This is a genomic window from Lelliottia sp. F153 (genome assembly GCF_002870005.1).
Lineage (GTDB): Bacteria > Pseudomonadota > Gammaproteobacteria > Enterobacterales > Enterobacteriaceae > Enterobacter > Enterobacter nimipressuralis.
Window position 1 is genome coordinate 178783 of sequence record NZ_PKFT01000006.1, and the last position, 19620, is coordinate 198402.

Genomic DNA, 19620 nt, shown 5'->3' on the forward strand with positions numbered 1-19620 from the left:
TAGAATCGACATTTATAATTGCCAGAACATTTATTTGGAATATTTATGAATCTCAAGGGAAAACGCAGGAAGCTGTTTTTACTGTTGGCCGTCGTCGTGCTGGTGGGCGGATACTGGCTGTGGCAGGTCCTCAACGCACCTGTGCCGCAGTACCAGACGCTGATTGTGCGGCCGGGCGAGCTGCAACAAAGCGTGCTGGCAACCGGTAAGCTGGATGCTCTGCGAAAAGTCGACGTCGGCGCGCAGGTCAGCGGTCAGCTTAAAACGCTGTCGGTTGAGATTGGCGACAAAGTGAAAAAAGGTCAGCTGCTGGGGGTGATCGATCCTGAGCAGGCAGAAAACCAGATCCGCGAAGTAGAAGCAACGCTTATGGAATTACGCGCCCAGCGCAGCCAGGCCGAAGCCGAGCGCAAGCTGGCGCAGGTGACGCTTGGACGACAGCAAGCGCTGGCAAAAACGCAGGCCGTTTCCCGTCAGGATCTGGATACCGCGACGACGGAACTGGCGGTAAAACAGGCGCAGATTGGCACCATTGACGCGCAAATCAAACGCAATCAGGCCTCCCTTGATACGGCCAAAACTAACCTCGATTACACCCGTATCGTGGCACCGATGGCCGGGGAAGTGACGCAAATTACCACTCTGCAGGGCCAGACGGTTATCGCCGCTCAGCAGGCGCCGAACATCCTGACGCTGGCGGATATGGGCACCATGCTGGTAAAAGCGCAGGTTTCCGAGGCCGACGTCATCCATCTCAAGCCCGGCCAGAAAGCCTGGTTCACGGTGTTGGGCGATCCAAACACCCGCTATGAAGGCGTGCTGAAGGATATTCTGCCGACGCCGGAGAAGGTCAATGACGCGATTTTCTACTATGCCCGCTTTGAAGTGCCAAACCCGAAAGGCGTGCTGCGTCTGGATATGACCGCGCAGGTGCATATTCAGCTGACGGGCGTGAAAGATGTGCTGACCGTCCCGCTGGCGGCGCTGGGTGAACCGGCAGGTAACAACCGCTACAAAGTGAAAGTGCTGCGTAACGGCGAAACCCGCGAGCGCGAGGTGGAGATTGGCGAGCGTAATGATACGGACGTCGTGATCGTCAAAGGGCTCGAAGAGGGCGACGAAGTGGTGACGGGTGAAAGCCAGTCCGGGGCCACGAAATGACGGCACTGCTTGAACTGAACGATATCCGCCGCAGCTATCCTTCCGGGGAGGGGGCGGTGGAGGTGCTGAAGGGCATCACCCTGCGCGTCGAAGCCGGGGAGATGGTGGCGATCGTCGGGGCGTCCGGCTCCGGAAAATCCACCCTGATGAACATTCTCGGCTGCCTGGATAAACCAACCAGCGGCACCTATCGCGTGGCGGGGACGGATATTTCCACCCTCGACAGCGATGCGCTGGCCAAACTGCGTCGTGAACACTTCGGCTTTATTTTCCAGCGCTACCATCTGCTTTCGCATCTGACGGCGGCGCAAAACGTGGAAGTCCCGGCGGTGTATGCCGGTGTGGAACGCAAGAAGCGCCTTGAGCGTGCCCATGCGCTGCTGACGCGTCTGGGTCTGGCCGAACGTGTGGATTATCAGCCGTCGCAGCTCTCTGGCGGCCAGCAGCAGCGCGTGAGTATTGCCCGCGCGCTGATGAACGGCGGGCAGGTGATTCTGGCCGATGAACCGACGGGCGCGCTGGACAGCCATTCCGGGGAAGAGGTGATGGCGATCCTGCACCAACTACGCGATCAGGGGCATACGGTGATTATCGTCACCCACGACCCGCAGGTGGCGGCGCAGGCGGAGAGAATCATTGAAATTCACGACGGTGAGTTGATAAGCAACCCGCCGGCGAAGAAAAATCACGTCGGCGTGCAGAAAACGATCCTGCCGCCGCCGACAGGCTGGGGGCAGTTTGTCAGCGGATTCCGCGAGGCGTTAACCATGGCCTGGCTGGCGATGGTGGCGAACAAAATGCGCACATTGCTGACCATGCTCGGCATCATCATCGGCATTGCGTCGGTGGTGTCGATTGTGGTGGTAGGCGATGCGGCGAAACAGCTGGTGCTGGCGGATATCCGCGCCATCGGGACCAACACCATCGATGTCTATCCGGGTAAAGATTTTGGTGACGATGAACCGCAAAACCAGCAGGCGCTGAAGTATGACGATCTGGTGGCGCTGCAAAAACAGCCGTGGGTGAATTCGGCCACCCCAGCGGTATCGCAAAACCTGCGTCTGCGCTATGGCAATATCGACGTGGCGGCCAGCGCCAACGGCGTGAGCGGCGACTATTTTAACGTCTACGGGATGACCTTCAGCCAGGGCGCAACCTTTAACGCAGAGCAGCTTGCAGGTCGCGCGCAGGTGGTGGTGCTGGACGATAACTCGCGTCGTCAGCTGTTCCCGAATAAAACCAACGTCGTCGGTGAAGTGATTCTGGTCGGTAATATGCCCGCGACGGTGATTGGCGTGGCGGAGGAGAAACAGTCGATGTTTGGCAGCAGTAAAATCCTGCGCGTCTGGCTGCCGTACACCACCATTTCCGGACGTATCATGGGGCAGTCGTGGCTTAACTCCATCACCGTGCGGGTGAAAGAGGGTTACGACAGCACTCAGGCCGAACAGCAGATCGAACGACTGCTCACCCTGCGCCACGGGAAGAAAGATTTCTTCACCTGGAATATGGACGGCGTCTTGAAAACGGCGGAAAAGACCACACGTACTCTTCAGATGTTCCTGACGCTAGTGGCGGTGATTTCGCTGGTTGTCGGTGGGATTGGGGTGATGAATATCATGCTGGTGTCGGTGACGGAGCGCACGCGCGAGATTGGCATCCGCATGGCGGTTGGCGCGCGGGCAAGCGATGTGCTGCAACAGTTTCTGATTGAAGCGGTGCTGGTTTGCCTGGTGGGCGGTGCGTTTGGTATCACGCTTTCGATGCTGATCGCCTTTACGTTGCAGCTGTTTTTACCGGGCTGGGAGATCGGTTTCTCACCCTTTGCGCTGTTGACGGCATTTTTATGTTCGACGGCGACGGGTGTGCTGTTTGGCTGGTTACCGGCGCGCAATGCGGCGCGGCTCGATCCGGTGGATGCGTTGGCTCGCGAGTGAGTTTTACCGGGTTACGCGCCGTCGCGCGACCGGTGCTGGAAATAAAAATGCCAGCCGATCGGGCTGGCATTTTGCCGACAGGATGTACACAATGAATCAGAGGGCTAAGCGACTACTTCTGCTTCAATGGGCACAATGACACTGGCATGATTGCCTTTTGGCCCCTGGTGAACATCAAACCGAACCGACTGTCCGGCTTTTAGTGTTCTGTATCCATCCATCTGAATGGTGGAATAGTGAGCGAAGATATCTTCGCCGCCGCCTTCAGGGCAGATGAACCCGAACCCTTTGGCGTTGTTGAACCACTTAACAGTACCCATTTCCATGCTTCGACATCCTTCGTATATCTTATTAAGTAAGATGGAATGAACCGGTGGTGGAGTGGGGGCTGTTCAAAACCTCGCCAACTCACGCTTGTACAATTTAGATAAACCAGCCTTATCGTCAAGTGTCAGGCGCTGGAGTTGGGACAATAATCAACCAAAATTTGAAGCAGTTAACGCTATTGACGGGAATGTGACAGACATCGCGGATGGCAGTAATAGATGTTTGTTATCTGATATCTGAGGTAGATTCAGAATATGTATCAATGCCTGTCAGCGAAAAATGTTCTGCCGGAAACCGTAACCGATGATGACGACTGACAATGGGTAAGACGAACGACTGGCTGGATTTTGACCAGCTGGCGGAAGACAAAGTGCGCGACGCGCTAAAACCGCCATCTATGTATAAAGTTATGTTAATGAACGATGATTACACGCCGATGGAATTTGTTATTGACGTGCTACAAAAGTTCTTTTCTTATGATGTTGAACGTGCAACGCAATTGATGCTCACCGTTCACTATCGCGGCAAAGCCATCTGCGGCATTTTTACTGCCGAAGTAGCCGAAACCAAAGTGGCGATGGTGAACGAGTATGCAAGGGAGAACGAGCATCCGTTGCTGTGTACGCTGGAAAAAGCCTGAAAAGGCATAAAATTGGGGGAGGTGCCTATGCTCAATCAAGAACTGGAACTCAGTTTAAACATGGCTTTCGCCAGAGCGCGTGAGCACCGTCATGAGTTTATGACCGTTGAGCACCTGCTGCTTGCACTGCTCAGCAACCCATCCGCCCGCGAAGCGCTGGAAGCCTGCTCCGTGGACCTGGTGGCGTTACGTCAGGAACTCGAAGCCTTCATCGAACAAACGACACCGGTGCTGCCCGTCAGCGAAGAGGAGCGCGACACTCAGCCGACGCTCAGCTTCCAGCGCGTGCTGCAGCGTGCGGTGTTCCACGTCCAGTCCTCTGGCCGTAGCGAAGTGACTGGCGCAAATGTGCTGGTTGCCATCTTTAGCGAGCAGGAGTCACAAGCTGCGTACCTGCTGCGTAAACACGAAGTCAGCCGACTCGACGTGGTGAACTTTATCTCTCACGGAACGCGAAAAGACGAGCCGAATCAGGCGTCGGATTCCAGCAATCAGGTCAATAATAATGAAGAGCAAGCAGGCGGGGAGGATCGTATGGAAAACTTCACCACCAATCTTAACCAGCTTGCTCGCGTCGGTGGGATCGACCCACTGATTGGCCGCGATAAAGAGCTGGAACGCGCGATTCAGGTCCTGTGCCGTCGCCGTAAGAACAACCCGCTGCTGGTGGGGGAATCGGGCGTGGGTAAAACCGCGATTGCTGAAGGGCTGGCCTGGCGTATTGTGCAGGGCGATGTTCCGGAAGTGATGGCCGATTGCACCATCTACTCGCTGGATATCGGTTCTCTGCTGGCGGGCACGAAATATCGCGGTGATTTCGAAAAACGCTTCAAAGCCTTGCTGAAACAGCTGGAGCAAGACACCAGCAGCATCCTGTTTATCGATGAAATTCACACCATCATCGGCGCAGGTGCGGCGTCTGGCGGCCAGGTGGATGCGGCTAATCTGATCAAACCGCTGCTCTCGAGCGGCAAGATCCGCGTGATGGGGTCGACCACCTATCAGGAATTCAGCAATATCTTCGAGAAAGACCGTGCGCTGGCGCGCCGCTTCCAGAAAATTGATATTACTGAGCCGTCCGTTGAGGAAACGGTGCAGATTATCAACGGCCTGAAACCGAAGTACGAAGCGCACCACGACGTGCGTTACACCGCCAAAGCGGTGCGTGCGGCGGTAGAGCTGGCGGTGAAGTACATCAACGACCGTCATCTGCCGGATAAAGCGATTGACGTGATCGACGAAGCGGGCGCGCGTGCGCGTCTGATGCCGGCCAGCAAACGCAAGAAAACCGTCAATGTGGCGGACATTGAATCCGTGGTAGCTCGCATCGCGCGTATCCCTGAGAAGAGTGTCTCTCAGAGCGACCGCGATACCCTGAGAAACCTCGGCGACCGCCTGAAAATGCTGGTCTTTGGCCAGGATAAAGCCATTGAGGCCTTAACCGAAGCCATCAAGATGGCTCGCGCCGGGCTGGGACACGACCATAAACCGGTCGGCTCTTTCCTGTTTGCCGGTCCAACCGGTGTCGGGAAAACCGAGGTAACGGTGCAGCTGTCTAAAGCGTTGGGCATTGAGCTGCTGCGCTTTGATATGTCCGAGTACATGGAACGCCACACCGTCAGCCGTTTGATTGGTGCGCCTCCAGGATACGTGGGCTTTGACCAGGGCGGCCTGCTCACCGATGCGGTGATCAAGCATCCGCACGCGGTTCTGCTGCTCGATGAGATCGAGAAAGCGCACCCGGACGTGTTCAATATCCTGCTTCAGGTGATGGACAACGGGACGCTGACCGACAACAACGGGCGCAAAGCGGACTTCCGCAACGTGGTGCTGGTGATGACTACCAACGCCGGTGTGCGCGAAACGGAACGAAAATCTATCGGCCTGATCCACCAGGATAACAGCACCGATGCGATGGAAGAGATCAAGAAGATCTTTACGCCAGAGTTCCGTAACCGTCTGGACAACATTATCTGGTTCGATCACTTGTCTACCGAGGTGATCCATCAGGTGGTGGACAAGTTCATCGTCGAGCTGCAGGTCCAGCTGGATCAGAAAGGCGTATCGCTGGAAGTGAGCCAGGAGGCCCGCAACTGGCTGGCCGAGAAAGGCTACGACCGTGCGATGGGCGCACGTCCGATGGCGCGAGCCATTCAGGACAACCTGAAAAAACCGCTGGCCAACGAACTGCTGTTTGGTTCGCTGGTGGATGGCGGCCAAGTGACCGTGGCGCTGGATCAGGCGAAAGGGGAGTTGACGTACGACTTCCAGAGTGCACAGAAGCATAAGCCAGAAGCGGCACACTGAGTTATATCGCGTAAATAAAAGCCGGGTGAAAGCCCGGTTTTTTTATGCCTGTCATTTACGGGAGGACGCATGTTGGACGCGTCAGGCTGTCACATGTGACCGGTTCGGATATAACGCAGGTGGTGGTGAGGTCTCTGACGGTAATAGATTTTCGGCCTGGCGCGGTATATAGCGGAAATAAAAAAGGCCGGGGATTCCCCGACCTTTTTAAATATCTCTACGCCTTTACTGGCGAAAACAATTAGCGACTACGGAAGACAATGCGGCCTTTGCTCAGGTCGTACGGGGTCAGCTCAACAGTCACTTTGTCGCCCGTCAGGATACGGATGTAGTTCTTGCGCATTTTACCGGAGATGTGCGCGGTTACCACGTGACCGTTTTCCAGTTCTACGCGGAACATGGTGTTAGGTAACGTATCAAGTACGGTACCCTGCATTTCAATATTGTCTTCTTTGGCCATCTAATCCTCTGGGGTATCACTACCAAGTTTTGAACCGGCAAGATAATGCCGAAATTCATCAATTAAGTAAAGAATTGCGCGTTTAAAACGCAACAAAACAGTTTCGGCGTATTGCCCAGTCGTCACGGTATAACCGTACGAGAAGCGCATTCGTAAAGGGGAGGCGACAGGATAAACGCAAGGACGTTATCTGGTGCGAAGGATTCCCAAACGGCGGCGGGGCAACAGGCTGAACCTACTCTGCGGCACCAATTATAACACTCCTCATCAGAAATGGGCGGAAAACATTTATGACTGAGAGATAAAGAGCGTTCTGGGAACCCAAAAGTTCTGTGGCAGCTTCTGCAAACGCATGGCATCCAGCTGTTCCAGATAATGTCGACGTGATATTTCAACGGCGCCCAGCGAGGCGGTGTGCTCGTTCAGCACCTGACAATCGACCAGTTGACCACCGCGCAGAGAGAACTCCTGGCAAAAGACCAGCAGGGCCGTTTTGGAAGCGTTAATGGCGCGGCTGAACATCGACTCACCGCAAAACAAGGTGCCTTGCGCCACGCCGTACATCCCGCCAACCAGCGTCTCGTTTTCCCACACTTCGATGGAGTGGGCGTGGCCCAGTTCGTGTAAGCGGTGATAAGCGTCGATAATGTCGTGTGTGATCCAGGTGCCTTCATGACGATCGCGGGCGCACCCTTCGATCACCTGCCCGAACGCGTGATTGAGCGTCACCCGATATGGGGATTTCGCATGGAAGCGCTTCATGCTGCGGCTCAGGTGAAACTGCGCGGGCAACAGCACTGCGCGAGGATCGGGCGACCACCAAAGAATCGGATCGCCGGGTGAGAACCACGGAAAAATGCCGCGCTGATAGGCCATCAGCAGACGCGCCGGGCTTAAATCACCGCCAAGCGCCAGTAGCCCATTGGGTTCACGTAGCGCTCCCTCTGGCGAAGGGAACGCAATATTATGACGAGAAAGCTGGACCAGGCGCATGACTGCGAAACTCCAATACGCGAGTTAGGATCGGTTCAAATATAGTCTACAGACGTTGTTTAAACTGGTAATAGCGACCCTGTTTCGCCAACAGCTCTGCGTGACTACCTTGCTCAATAATTTGCCCGTTGTCCATTACAATTATTTGGTCAAAATTCGCCAGTCCGCGCAGGCGGTGCGTCACCATCAGCACGGTTTTGTTTTTCATGACTTGCGCCAGTAAATCAAGGATTTGGCTTTCGGTTGTGGCGTCCAGACCTTCCGTCGGTTCATCCAGTAACATCAGCGGTGCGTCATGCAACAGAGCACGTGCTACCGCCAGACGACGTAACTCTCCACCCGAAAGCTGACGACCTCCTTCTCCGAGCCAGCTGTTTAGGCCGTCATCTTCGATCAGTTTTTGCAGGCCGACCTGTTCCAGCACGGCGCTTAAGTCCCTGTCAGAGGCTTGCGGCGACGCCAGCAGCAGGTTATCGCGCAGCGTGGCGCTAAACAGATGCACGCGCTGCGGAACTACGCTGACAGCCTTACGCAGGGCGGGCTCGCTAAATTCCGTAAGAGGTGTGTCGTTAAAGCGAATTTCGCCCCGACTCGGGTCCCAGGCGCGGGTCAGTAATTGCAGCAGTGTCGATTTACCGCAGCCGGTTCTGCCGAGCACGGCGACGTGCTTGCCGGCCGCAACTGTCAGGCTGATGCCATCGAGCGCGTTTTGCGCCTGCCCGTCGTAGGCAAACGTCACGTCTTTCAGCTGCAGCCCCACGGACTGAGGAGCCGCATCGTGCTGTGCGGTGAACGCCACTTCCGGTTTCTGTTCGGTAATCTGGGTAATGCGTACCGCCGAGGCAATCACCTGGCCGAGGTGCTGGAACGCGCCGGTTACCGGCGCGAGTGCTTCAAACGCTGCCAGCGCACAGAAGACAAACAGGGCGATCAGCGCACCGGGCTGCGTATTTCCGCCCACGCCGCCTGATGCCATCCACAGCATCGCAATCACCGCAACACCGCCGATTAACATCATCACCGCCTGGGACAGCGCCGTCAGCTCGGACTGTCGGCGCTGGGCTTCGTGCCAGCTCAGCTCCGTGCTTTCCATCTGAGCGCGGTAGCGGCGGCTGGCGCCGAAAATCGTCAGTTCTGCCTGGCCTTGCAGCCAGGATGTGATCTGCTGGCGGTAGTCGCCGCGCAGACGAGTCAGATTTTCACCCGTGGATTTCCCCGCACGATAAAACAGCGGCGGCAGCAGGAGCAGCGTGAGCAGCATAATGCCGCCTAGGGTGAGGGCGATAGGCACGTCGAGCACACAAAGGCCCAGCGTGACGGTCACGATCACCACAAACGCGCCAACCAGCGGGGAGATCACGCGCAGATAGAGATGATCCAGCGTATCGACATCGGCCACCACGCGGTTCAGCAGTTCACCCTGACGAAAACGCGCCAGCCCGGCAGGGGAGAGGGGCAGAAGTTTGCTGAAGGTGAAAATACGCAGGTGTTGCAGAACGCGGAAGGTGGCATCGTGGCTGACCAGACGCTCAAAATAGCGCCCGGCGGTACGGGCAATCGCAGTGCCGCGCACGCCCGCAGCGGGCAGCATGTAGTTAAAACTGTAGAGCCCGGCAACGCCCGCGACGGCAGAAGCCGACAGGAACCAGCCAGAGAGTGTTAATAATCCGATACTGGCCAGCAGGGTGACGATAGCCAGCACAATGCCCAGCGTCAGCATCCATTTATGGCGTTTATACAATGCGAGGTACGGCAGCAGGGCGCGCATTAAATATCCTCCTGACGATTAGCCAGCAGAGAGGCAAATGGCCCCTGCGCGGCGGCGAGCGTGGCGTAATCACCTTGTTCGACAATACGTCCGTTTTCCATGACCCAAATCTGATCCCAGTCGGCAATACCTTCTAGCTGGTGCGTGACCATCAGCGTCGTTTGCTGGCGAGAGGCATCATTCAGCGCCTGCATGACGCGCTGTTCACTGTGGGCGTCAAGGCTTGCGGCAGGTTCGTCGAGCAGCATTAACTGGCTTGGATTCAGTAATGCGCGCGCCACGGCGATACGCTGGGCCTGGCCGACGGAGAGTCCTGCTGCCTGATCGCCGACAACAGTGTCGACGCCGTTTGGCAGCAGCGGCAGAAACTCGCTGACCCAGGCGCGGTCGAGCACCGATTGCAGCTCATCTTCCCGGGCGTCGGGGCGGGCCAGCAGGACGTTTTCGCGAAGCGTCGCGGCTGGCAGCTGTGGGTTTTGTCCCACCCAGCTCAGTTGCCTACGCCAGGCATCAGGCTCAAGCGAGCGCAGTTCCGTTCCGTTGATCTGCAGCGAGCCGGTATACGCCATAAAGCCGGATAACGTATTCAGCAACGAGCTTTTACCCGAGCCGCTGATGCCAACCAGCACCACGCGCTGGCCCGCAGAGAGTGTAAAGTTGAGCGGCCCGGCCAATACTTTGCCTTCCGGCGACAGGATAGAAAAATCTTCGGCGTGAACGGTGATCGGCTCTTTGCTGTTGAGCGTGATATCTCCACGCTCCGGGTGTGCCAGCGGCGTTTCAAGGAAGGTTTTCAGGCTGTCAGCCGCGCCCACGGCCTGCGCTTTGGCGTGATAAAACGTCCCCAGATCGCGCAGCGGCTGGAAGAACTCAGGCGCCAGGATCAGGGCGAGGAAACCGGCAGACAACGTTACCGCGGTGCCGTAGTGGCCAAAATCCAGCGCGCCAAGGTAGGAGAACCCAAAGTAAACCGCGACCAGCGCAATGGACAGCGAGGTGAAGAACTCCAGCACGCCGGAGGAGAGGAACGCCAGACGCAGCACTTCCATGGTGCGCTGACGGAAGTCCTGTGAGGCGAGACGGATATTATCGATTTCGGCTTCGCCACGACCAAAGACGCGCAATGTCTCCATTCCGCGCAGGCGGTCGAGGAAATGCCCGCTCAGGCGACCCAGCGCGAGGAAGTTACGGCGGTTGGCATCTGCCGCGCCCATGCCGACCATCGCCATGAACATCGGGATCAGCGGCGCGGTGCCGAGCAGAATCAACGCCGCTACCCAGTTAGAGGGGAAAATCGCGAGCACGATCAGCAGCGGAACACAGACTGCCAGCGCCATCTGGGGCAGATAGCGGGCGTAATAGTCGTGCATATCGTCGATCTGCTCAAGGATCAGTGTCGCCCAGCTACCGGCTGGTTTGCCCTGAATCCAGGCCGGGCCTGCTTCCTGGAGACGATCCAGAACCTTACGGCGGATTTCGTAGCGAATATTTTGTCCGGCGTGGAAGCCCACTCGCTCGCGCAGCCAGACCACCCAGGCGCGAAGAACAAAGACCAGCACCAGCACGACAAATGGCATCAATAATGCCTCGCGCGGAATGTTCTCCATAATCATATGGTTAAGAATGCGGGCCAGCAGCCATGCCTGGGCAACAATCAACAAACCGCTGATAAGACCCAAAAGACGGGAAATAGTCAGCCAGCGGCGGGAAATAACGCTTTGCTGTTTAAGCCAGCGAGTTAACTCTTGTTGACGGGTTTTTTCCATTACGCGCTTTGCAGGTGAGTTATAAGAAATTAGACAACCGCATGTTACACGTGGGAAAAAATAAAGGCGACCAGTGGCCGCCTTTATTTACGTTTGTTACTGACTTGTAAAGATTATTTACTTAATTCAGCCAGCCCATCCAGGTAGCGTTCCGCATCCAGTGCAGCCATACAGCCGGTGCCTGCGGAGGTGATTGCCTGACGGTAAATATGGTCCATCACGTCGCCTGCGGCGAAGACGCCTGGGATGCTGGTCTGGGTCGCGTTGCCGTGAATACCAGACTGCACTTTGATGTAGCCGTTTTCCAGCTCCAGCTGACCGTCGAAGATAGCGGTGTTAGGGCTGTGGCCAATAGCCACAAACAGACCTGCCACTTCCAGAGACTCAATGTTGTCGCTGTTTTGCGTATCACGCAGACGCAGGCCAGCAACGCCCATCTGATCGCCAGTGACTTCTTCCAGCGTGCGGTGGGTGTGCAGCACGATGTTGCCGCTCTCCACTTTATCCATCAAACGTTTGATGAGGATTTTTTCCGCGCGGAAGGTGTCACGACGGTGGATCAGATGCACTTCAGAGGCAATATTTGCCAGATAAAGCGCTTCTTCAACCGCGGTGTTACCGCCACCGATCACCGCCACTTTCTGGTTACGATAGAAGAAGCCGTCGCAGGTGGCACAGGCAGAGACGCCACGGCCTTTGAACGCCTCTTCGGACGGCAGACCGAGATAACGCGCGGACGCACCGGTTGCGATAATCAACGCATCGCAGGTGTACTCGCCGCTGTCGCCCGTTAGACGGAACGGACGGTTTTGCAGATCAACCTTGTTGATGTGATCAAACAGAATTTCGGTTTCGAATTTGATGGCATGCTCGTGCATACGTTCCATCAGCAGCGGCCCGGTCAGGTCGTTCGGATCGCCTGGCCAGTTTTCCACTTCAGTTGTGGTGGTCAACTGACCGCCTTTTTCCATGCCGGTGATTAACACCGGGTGCAGGTTAGCGCGTGCAGCATAGACCGCTGCGGTGTATCCCGCAGGTCCAGAACCAAGGATTAGCAGCTTACTGTGTTTAGCCGTGCCCATGAGATCCCCATTGTTGTTGGCAGACATTTGCTCGGATTGTAGGGAATTTGTTGCCTTAAAAAAAGAGCACAGCAATTTTGTAAACGATTTGTGTAATAGCCGGGGACGATGAGGCGGCCTTTTTGGGCGTAATAACATCACACTATCGGTGAAAAACGGTCGTTTATACGGCGTCAGAATGAGGATTAATACCCGGTCGCAATGAATAACTGGCATGTTGTACTAAAAAACGATGTTTTGCTTTGACAATCCCCTGCGCTTTTGCGAAAACATTGAAGGAAGAAAAAAAAGCCGCGCTAACGTTGTGTCGCATAGACATGCACGGAAACGCCATTTTTACCGGGTCAGTGAAATCTACGCATGGTGTGGACAGATGCCATGCGTGATGTCGGTGACAGCCTTCTGGCAACGGTCTTCTCACCGTAGAACCCGAATCTGCATCGCGTACAAACTATAAAAGGCGATGTGATAAGCAACGGGTACAGGCTCTGAACAGTGATGTGCACAGGGTCCAGGCAGGAGTAGGGAAGGAATACAGAGAGACAATAATAATGGTAGATAGCAAGAAGCGCCCTGGCAAAGATCTCGACCGTATCGATCGTAACATTCTGAATGAATTGCAAAAGGATGGGCGTATTTCCAACGTCGAGCTTTCAAAACGTGTGGGACTTTCTCCGACGCCATGCCTTGAGCGTGTGCGCCGACTGGAAAGACAGGGTTTTATTCAGGGCTATACGGCTCTGTTGAACCCGCATTATCTGGATGCCTCACTTCTGGTATTTGTTGAGATTACTCTGAATCGTGGCGCGCCGGATGTGTTTGAGCAATTTAACACCGCAGTGCAAAAACTTGAAGAAATTCAAGAGTGTCATCTGGTTTCTGGTGATTTCGACTACCTATTGAAGACCCGTGTACCGGACATGTCAGCCTATCGTAAACTGCTGGGTGAAACCCTGCTGCGACTGCCTGGCGTGAATGACACCCGCACTTACGTGGTGATGGAAGAGGTCAAACAGAGCAATCGTCTGGTTATTAAGACGCGCTAATACGGAACAGGTGCAAAATCAGCGTAATTTGATTACACTCCTGTTAATCCATACAGCAACAGTGCCGGGTATCCCGGCGCTGTTGTCCGTTTTAGCAAACAGGCAGGAAATGCCTGGTACCTGGAGAGCCTTTTTTGAGCCAGGAATATACTGAAGACAAAGAAGTCACGTTAACGAAGTTAAGCAGCGGGCGCCGACTCCTTGAGGCGTTACTGATTCTTGTTGCCCTTTTTGCCGTCTGGTTGATGGCCGCCTTACTCAGTTTCAATCCTTCCGATCCCAGCTGGTCACAAACGGCATGGCATGAACCGATCCATAATTTGGGCGGGGTGCCTGGCGCATGGCTGGCGGACACGCTGTTCTTCGTGTTTGGCGTGATGGCCTACACCATTCCGATCATTATTGTCGGCGGGTGCTGGTTTGCCTGGCGTCATCGTCAGAACGAAGAGTACATCGACTATTTTGCCGTTTCGCTGCGGTTGATTGGCGCGCTGGCGCTCATCCTCACGTCCTGTGGGCTGGCCGCGATTAACGCCGATGATATCTGGTATTTCGCCTCCGGTGGCGTGATTGGCAGCCTGCTGAGCACGGCGCTCAAGCCTATGCTTCACAGCAGTGGTGGCACCATTACGCTGCTCTGTATTTGGGCTGCCGGGCTTACCCTCTTTACCGGCTGGTCGTGGGTGAGCATCGCCGAGAAACTTGGCGGCTTTATCCTCAATATTCTGACTTTCGCCAGTAATCGCACCCGTCGTGATGACACCTGGGTGGATGAAGAAGAATACGAAGATGACGACTATGAAGAAGAGACGTCATCCGCTAATCGTACTGAATCTCGCCGTACGCGCATTATGCGTGGTGCGCTGGCGCGTCGTAAACGCATCGCAGACAAATTCACCAATCCTGTGGCGCGTAAAACGGACGCTGCACTCTTCTCCGGCAAGCGCATGGATGATGACGAGCAGATCTCCTATAGCGCGGGCGGGGTTGCTGCCGATCCGGATGACGTGCTGTTCTCCGGCAATCGGGCGACGCCGGGTGATTTCGATGAATACGATCCGCTGTTAAACGGTCATTCCGTTACGGCACCTGTTGCCGCTGCGGCTGTTGCGACGACGGCTGCGCAAGCCTATGCCGCACCTGTCGAAGCTGTCATGCCTGCTGCGCCGGTGCAGACACCCGAGCCTGCAATGCAACAGCCTGTAGTCGACTGGCAAACGGCGCCAGGCGTTCACACGCCAGAACCGACCATTGCCCCTGAGCCAGAAAGCTACGTGCCTGTTCAGCCGCAAGAAGTACAGCCGCAAGAACAGTGGCAGCAGCCGTATCAGCCGGAGCCGGTTTACGAACCAGAAACTTATCCGCAGTCTGCTGAGCCTCAGGTTCAGACTTACCAGGAATACACGCCTGAGCCCGTCGTCGAGCCGCAGGTTGAAGTGGAAGAGGTCAAACCGGCCCGTCCACCGATGTACTATTTTGAAGAAGTGGAAGAGAAGCGTGCCCGTGAACGCGAGCAGCTTGCGGCCTGGTATCAGCCTGTGCCGGAGCCAGTGAGTGAGCCTGTTGTCACGCCTTCTGCGTCGCCTGCGTCCTTAAGTACACCCGATCTCGACCCGACCGCATCCGTGGCACCTGTTGCGGCTGGTATTAAGCAAGCGACTGCCTCTGCGGCAGCGACAGCTGCGGCCGCCGCGCCAGTGTTCAGTCTGGCAACGGGCGGTGCGCCGCGTCCGCAGGTTAAAGAGGGTATCGGTCCGCAGTTGCCACGTCCAAATCGCGTGCGCGTTCCGACCCGTCGCGAGCTGGCGTCCTACGGGATTAAACTGCCTTCCCAGCGTATGGCTGAGGAAAAAGCGCGCGATCCTGATGACATGGATGATGTCGACGAAATGCAGCAGAACGAACTGGCCCGCCAGTTTGCTGCTCAGCAACATCAGCGCTACGGCGAAGAGTATCAGCCGGGTGTTCAGGACGACGAAGATGATGCCGCCGAAGCGGAGCTGGCTCGTCAGTTTGCCGCCTCGCAGGAGCAGCGTTACTCTGGCGAACAGCCAGCCAATGCGAATCCTTTCTCTCTGTCAGATTTTGAATTCTCACCAATGAAAGATCTGGTGGATGACACGCCGAGTGAACCGCTGTTTACGCCGAGTGTTATGCCGGAAGCTGAACCGCCGCGTCAGCACTATGCGCCTGCTCAGCCTGCGCACGTTCCACAACCTGCCGCTCCACAGCAATATGCGCAACCACAGCAGCCCGTTGCTGCACCACCGCAATATGCACAACCGCAGCAGCCCGTTGCTGCACCACCGCAATACGCGCAACCACAGCAGCCCGTTGCTGCACCACCGCAATATGCGCAGCCGCAGCAGCCCGTTGCTGCACCACCGCAATATGCACAACCGCAGCAACCTGTCGCACAGCCGCAGGAGAGCCTGATTCACCCGCTGCTGATGCGCAATGGTGACAGCCGTCCTGTGCAACGACCGACTACGCCGCTGCCGTCGCTGGATCTCTTAACCTCTCCGCCGACGGAAGTTGAGCCGGTGGATACCTTCGCGCTGGAGCAAATGGCGCGTCTGGTTGAAACGCGTCTGGCCGATTTCCGTATCAAAGCGGATGTTGTGAACTACTCACCAGGCCCGGTCATTACGCGCTTCGAGCTAAACCTGGCGCCTGGTGTTAAAGCGGCACGTATTTCTAACCTGTCACGCGATCTGGCACGCTCACTGTCAACCGTGGCTGTGCGTGTGGTAGAAGTCATTCCAGGCAAGCCTTACGTGGGCCTGGAACTGCCGAACAAGAAACGCCATACCGTTTATCTGCGCGAAGTGCTGGATAACGCCAAGTTCCGCGATAATCCGTCGCCACTCACCGTGGTACTGGGCAAAGATATCGCGGGCGAGCCTGTGGTGGCCGATCTGGCGAAAATGCCGCATCTGCTGGTTGCAGGGACCACGGGTTCCGGTAAATCCGTGGGTGTAAACGCCATGATCCTGAGCATGCTGTACAAAGCGCAGCCGGAAGATGTGCGTTTCATCATGATCGACCCGAAAATGCTGGAACTGTCTGTCTATGAAGGCATTCCGCATCTGCTCACAGAAGTTGTGACCGATATGAAAGATGCCGCCAACGCACTGCGCTGGAGCGTCAATGAGATGGAACGCCGCTACAAGCTGATGTCGGCTCTGGGTGTGCGTAATCTTGCCGGTTATAACGATAAAATTGCTGAAGCTGCGCGCATGGGTCGTCCGATCCCGGACCCATACTGGAAGCCGGGCGACAGCATGGATGCCCAGCATCCGGTTCTGGAAAAACTGCCGTATATTGTGGTGCTGGTGGATGAATTCGCCGACCTGATGATGACCGTGGGCAAGAAAGTGGAAGAGCTGATCGCCCGACTGGCGCAGAAAGCGCGTGCGGCAGGTATTCACTTGGTGCTCGCGACGCAGCGTCCATCCGTTGATGTCATTACCGGTCTGATTAAAGCTAACATTCCAACGCGTATCGCTTTCACCGTTTCGAGCAAAATCGACTCCCGTACCATCCTCGATCAGGCCGGTGCAGAATCGCTGCTTGGCATGGGTGATATGCTCTTTTCCGGCCCTAACTCCACGACGCCAGTGCGTGTTCACGGTGCTTTCGTGCGCGACCAGGAAGTCCACGCCGTGGTTCAGGACTGGAAAGCGCGCGGTCGTCCTCAGTACATTGACGGCATCACCTCTGAAAGTGAAAGCGAGAGCGGCGGTGGCGGTTTTGATGGTGCGGAAGAGTTGGACCCGTTATTCGACCAGGCAGTTAACTTTGTGACGGAAAAACGTAAAGCCTCGATCTCGGGCGTACAGCGTCAGTTCCGCATCGGTTACAACCGTGCCGCACGCATCATCGAACAGATGGAAGCGCAGGGCATTGTGAGCGAGCAGGGGCACAACGGTAACCGCGAAGTGCTGGCACCACCGCCGTTCGAGTAATCTGTCGCCGATTGCAAAGATGGGTAAATCAGCAAAAATTAAGCATTTTCTTCTGTCGCCTGCCTGCGGGCAGGTCCAGAATAGTGGACAGAACCCCATTCGGGGGATGACGAATTTTAAGGATTAATAATGAAAAAAATCGCAATCGTCGGAGCACTACTGACCAGCTTTGTTGCCAGCAGCGTCTGGGCTGATGCCGCAAGCGACCTTAAAAGCCGCCTGGATAAAGTCAGCAGCTTCCATGCCAGCTTCACACAGAAAGTGACGGATGGTAGCGGTAATGCGGTGCAGGAAGGTCAGGGCGATCTCTGGGTGAAACGTCCTAATCTGTTCAACTGGCACATGACGCAACCGGATGAAAGTATTCTGGTTTCCGATGGCAAAACCCTGTGGTTCTACAATCCGTTTGTGGAGCAGGCGACGGCAACGTTGCTGAAAGACGCGACCAGCAATACACCGTTCATGCTCATCGCCCGTAATCAGACCAGCGACTGGCAGCAGTACAACATTAAGCAGAATGGCGATGATTTTGTACTGACGCCGAAAGGCAATAACGGCAACCTCAAGCAGTTCACCATTAATGTGAGCAGCAACGGGACTATCAATCAATTCAGCGCCGTTGAGCAGGATGAGCAGCGCAGCAGCTACCAGCTCAAGTCTCAGCAAAATGGCGCTATTGACGCATCGAAATTTACCTTTACCCCGCCGCCGGGCGTAACGGTGGACGATCAACGCAATAAGTAAGAGGCGTGAGTGGGCAACCTGTCGCTCGATTTTTCTGACAATGCGTTTCAACCTCTGGCCGCGCGTATGCGGCCAGAAAATTTAGCGCAGTACATAGGCCAGCAGCACCTGCTGGCTTCCGGGAAACCGTTGCCGCGCGCTATCGAAGCCGGGCATCTGCACTCGATGATCCTCTGGGGGCCTCCCGGTACGGGTAAAACTACGCTGGCCGAAGTAATCGCTCGCTATGCAGATGCGGACGTGGAGCGCCTTTCTGCCGTCACGTCAGGCGTGAAAGAGATTCGCGAAGCCATTGAGCGCGCCCGTCAAAACCGCAATGCCGGTCGTCGTACGATCCTGTTTGTCGATGAAGTCCATCGTTTCAATAAGAGCCAGCAGGATGCGTTTCTGCCGCACATTGAAGATGGCACGATCTTTTTTATCGGTGCGACCACTGAAAACCCCTCTTTTGAACTCAACTCGGCGCTGCTGTCGCGTGCGCGCGTCTACCTGCTGAAATCGCTCACCACGGACGATATCGAGCAGGTACTGACTCAGGCGATGGAAGACAAATCGCGCGGCTACGGCGGACAGGATATCGTTCTGCCGGATGATACCCGTCGAGCGATTGCCGAACTGGTCAATGGCGATGCGCGCCGGGCGTTAAACACGCTGGAAATGATGGCCGATATGGCCGAGCTGGACGCATCCGGTAAGCGGGTGCTGAAGGCGGAGTTACTGACCGAAATTGCCGGAGAGCGCAGCGCGCGTTTCGACAACAAAGGCGATCGTTTTTACGATCTCATTTCGGCATTACACAAATCCGTACGAGGCAGTGCGCCAGATGCTGCGCTCTACTGGTATGCGCGCATTATTACCGCCGGTGGCGATCCGCTCTACGTCGCGCGCCGCTGTCTGGCGATTGCATCCGAAGATGTCGGTAATGCCGATCCGCGCGCCATGCAGGTGGCGATTTCTGCCTGGGACTGTTTTACCCGCGTAGGGCCGGCAGAGGGCGAGCGCGCCATTGCCCAGGCGATTGTCTATCTGGCCTGTGCGCCGAAAAGTAATGCTGTCTACACCGCGTTTAAAGCAGCGATGTCCGATGCTCGCGATCGGCCGGACTATGATGTGCCGGTACATCTGCGTAATGCGCCGACCAAACTGATGAAAGAGATGGGCTACGGCCAGGAATATCGCTATGCCCACGATGAGCCGAATGCCTATGCCGCCGGGGAGGAATATTTCCCGCAGGAAATGGCACAAACGCGCTATTATCGCCCGACTAACAGAGGTCTTGAAGGCAAGATTGGCGAAAAGCTCGCCTGGCTTACCGGACAGGATCAAAATAGCCCTATAAAACGCTACCGTTAGCGCGATCGTTGCGGTAATGTTGGCAATGTATCCCTGTGACCGCAGGCTGTGGTCACTTTTCCTCATTT

Annotated in this window: 14 protein-coding genes and 1 pseudogene; 8 read left to right on the plus strand and 7 right to left on the minus strand. The window is 56.0% G+C overall.

Features of this window, described 5'->3' with window-relative positions; all coding sequences use genetic code 11:
- The first annotated feature begins 45 nt into the window (after positions 1-45).
- Both macA and macB read left to right on the plus strand, forming a co-directional pair.
- On the plus strand, positions 46-1161 hold the full coding sequence (gene macA, locus F153LOC_RS15305) for a macrolide transporter subunit MacA (RefSeq protein ID WP_102105155.1): 1116 nt from the start codon (positions 46-48) through the stop codon (positions 1159-1161).
- On the plus strand, positions 1158-3098 hold the full coding sequence (gene macB, locus F153LOC_RS15310) for a macrolide ABC transporter ATP-binding protein/permease MacB (protein ID WP_100777021.1): 1941 nt from the start codon (positions 1158-1160) through the stop codon (positions 3096-3098). Before macA ends, macB begins: the two co-directional genes overlap by 4 nt.
- Positions 3099-3202: 104 nt before the next feature.
- On the opposite strand, the gene cspD is transcribed toward macB, so the two are convergent.
- Complete coding sequence (gene cspD, locus F153LOC_RS15315) at positions 3203-3424, minus strand: cold shock-like protein CspD (protein ID WP_014069558.1); 222 nt, start codon at positions 3422-3424, stop codon at positions 3203-3205.
- 320 nt (positions 3425-3744) lie between these two features.
- On the opposite strand from cspD, the gene clpS reads away from it, so the two are divergent.
- Positions 3745-4065, plus strand: a complete 321-nt coding sequence (gene clpS, locus F153LOC_RS15320) for an ATP-dependent Clp protease adapter ClpS (protein ID WP_025912927.1) — start codon at positions 3745-3747, stop codon at positions 4063-4065.
- A gap of 27 nt (positions 4066-4092) precedes the next feature.
- Positions 4093-6372: an ATP-dependent Clp protease ATP-binding subunit ClpA gene (clpA, locus tag F153LOC_RS15325; RefSeq protein WP_100777019.1), complete on the plus strand. Its 2280-nt coding sequence runs from the start codon at positions 4093-4095 to the stop codon at positions 6370-6372.
- 241 nt (positions 6373-6613) lie between these two features.
- On the opposite strand, the gene infA is transcribed toward clpA, so the two are convergent.
- The 6 genes and pseudogenes from infA to trxB form a co-directional block, all read right to left on the minus strand.
- Positions 6614-6832 carry a translation initiation factor IF-1 gene (gene infA / locus F153LOC_RS15330; protein WP_002211347.1) on the minus strand — a complete coding sequence of 73 codons (219 nt, stop codon included), beginning with the start codon at positions 6830-6832 and terminating at the stop codon, positions 6614-6616.
- Positions 6760-6933 (minus strand): annotated as a pseudogene (locus F153LOC_RS21890) (hypothetical protein); the annotation flags it as partial. The gene infA and the pseudogene F153LOC_RS21890, both read right to left, overlap by 73 nt.
- Before the next feature lie 187 nt (positions 6934-7120).
- The gene (aat, locus tag F153LOC_RS15335) at positions 7121-7825 is read right to left on the minus strand and encodes a leucyl/phenylalanyl-tRNA--protein transferase (RefSeq protein WP_102105154.1); all 705 of its coding nucleotides are present in this window, start codon (positions 7823-7825) and stop codon (positions 7121-7123) included.
- Positions 7826-7871: 46 nt separating this feature from the next.
- Entirely contained in the window at positions 7872-9593 is a 1722-nt protein-coding gene (gene cydC / locus F153LOC_RS15340; RefSeq protein WP_102105153.1) for a cysteine/glutathione ABC transporter ATP-binding protein/permease CydC, read from the minus strand.
- Entirely contained in the window at positions 9593-11359 is a 1767-nt protein-coding gene (gene cydD, locus F153LOC_RS15345; RefSeq protein WP_100777016.1) for a cysteine/glutathione ABC transporter permease/ATP-binding protein CydD, read from the minus strand. The genes cydC and cydD overlap by 1 nt, the downstream gene beginning before the upstream one ends.
- Positions 11360-11472: 113 nt before the next feature.
- Entirely contained in the window at positions 11473-12441 is a 969-nt protein-coding gene (trxB, locus tag F153LOC_RS15350) for a thioredoxin-disulfide reductase (RefSeq protein WP_181827557.1), read from the minus strand.
- A 551-nt stretch (positions 12442-12992) separates the two neighbouring features.
- Here trxB and lrp point away from each other — a divergent pair.
- The 4 genes from lrp to rarA all read left to right on the plus strand — a co-directional run bounded on the left by lrp (position 12993) and on the right by rarA (position 19552).
- Positions 12993-13487 carry a leucine-responsive transcriptional regulator Lrp gene (lrp, locus tag F153LOC_RS15360; RefSeq protein WP_000228473.1) on the plus strand — a complete coding sequence of 165 codons (495 nt, stop codon included), beginning with the start codon at positions 12993-12995 and terminating at the stop codon, positions 13485-13487.
- A 134-nt stretch (positions 13488-13621) separates the two neighbouring features.
- Positions 13622-17455: a DNA translocase FtsK gene (gene ftsK / locus F153LOC_RS15365; RefSeq protein WP_102105152.1), complete on the plus strand. Its 3834-nt coding sequence runs from the start codon at positions 13622-13624 to the stop codon at positions 17453-17455.
- Positions 17456-17584: 129 nt separating this feature from the next.
- Positions 17585-18199: an outer membrane lipoprotein chaperone LolA gene (gene lolA, locus F153LOC_RS15370; protein WP_102105151.1), complete on the plus strand. Its 615-nt coding sequence runs from the start codon at positions 17585-17587 to the stop codon at positions 18197-18199.
- A gap of 9 nt (positions 18200-18208) precedes the next feature.
- Positions 18209-19552 carry a replication-associated recombination protein RarA gene (gene rarA, locus F153LOC_RS15375; protein ID WP_100777012.1) on the plus strand — a complete coding sequence of 448 codons (1344 nt, stop codon included), beginning with the start codon at positions 18209-18211 and terminating at the stop codon, positions 19550-19552.
- The last annotated feature ends 68 nt before the right edge of the window (positions 19553-19620 follow it).

Coding starts and splice junctions, on each gene's coding strand:
- macA (WP_102105155.1), top strand. CDS start 46: ATGAATCTCAAGGGAAAACGCAGGAAGCTGTTTTTACTGTTGGCCGTC.
- macB (WP_100777021.1), top strand. CDS start 1,158: ATGACGGCACTGCTTGAACTGAACGATATCCGCCGCAGCTATCCTTCC.
- cspD (WP_014069558.1), bottom strand. CDS start 3,424: ATGGAAATGGGTACTGTTAAGTGGTTCAACAACGCCAAAGGGTTCGGG.
- clpS (WP_025912927.1), top strand. CDS start 3,745: ATGGGTAAGACGAACGACTGGCTGGATTTTGACCAGCTGGCGGAAGAC.
- clpA (WP_100777019.1), top strand. CDS start 4,093: ATGCTCAATCAAGAACTGGAACTCAGTTTAAACATGGCTTTCGCCAGA.
- infA (WP_002211347.1), bottom strand. CDS start 6,832: ATGGCCAAAGAAGACAATATTGAAATGCAGGGTACCGTACTTGATACG.
- aat (WP_102105154.1), bottom strand. CDS start 7,825: ATGCGCCTGGTCCAGCTTTCTCGTCATAATATTGCGTTCCCTTCGCCA.
- cydC (WP_102105153.1), bottom strand. CDS start 9,593: ATGCGCGCCCTGCTGCCGTACCTCGCATTGTATAAACGCCATAAATGG.
- cydD (WP_100777016.1), bottom strand. CDS start 11,359: ATGGAAAAAACCCGTCAACAAGAGTTAACTCGCTGGCTTAAACAGCAA.
- trxB (WP_181827557.1), bottom strand. CDS start 12,441: ATGGGCACGGCTAAACACAGTAAGCTGCTAATCCTTGGTTCTGGACCT.
- lrp (WP_000228473.1), top strand. CDS start 12,993: ATGGTAGATAGCAAGAAGCGCCCTGGCAAAGATCTCGACCGTATCGAT.
- lolA (WP_102105151.1), top strand. CDS start 17,585: ATGAAAAAAATCGCAATCGTCGGAGCACTACTGACCAGCTTTGTTGCC.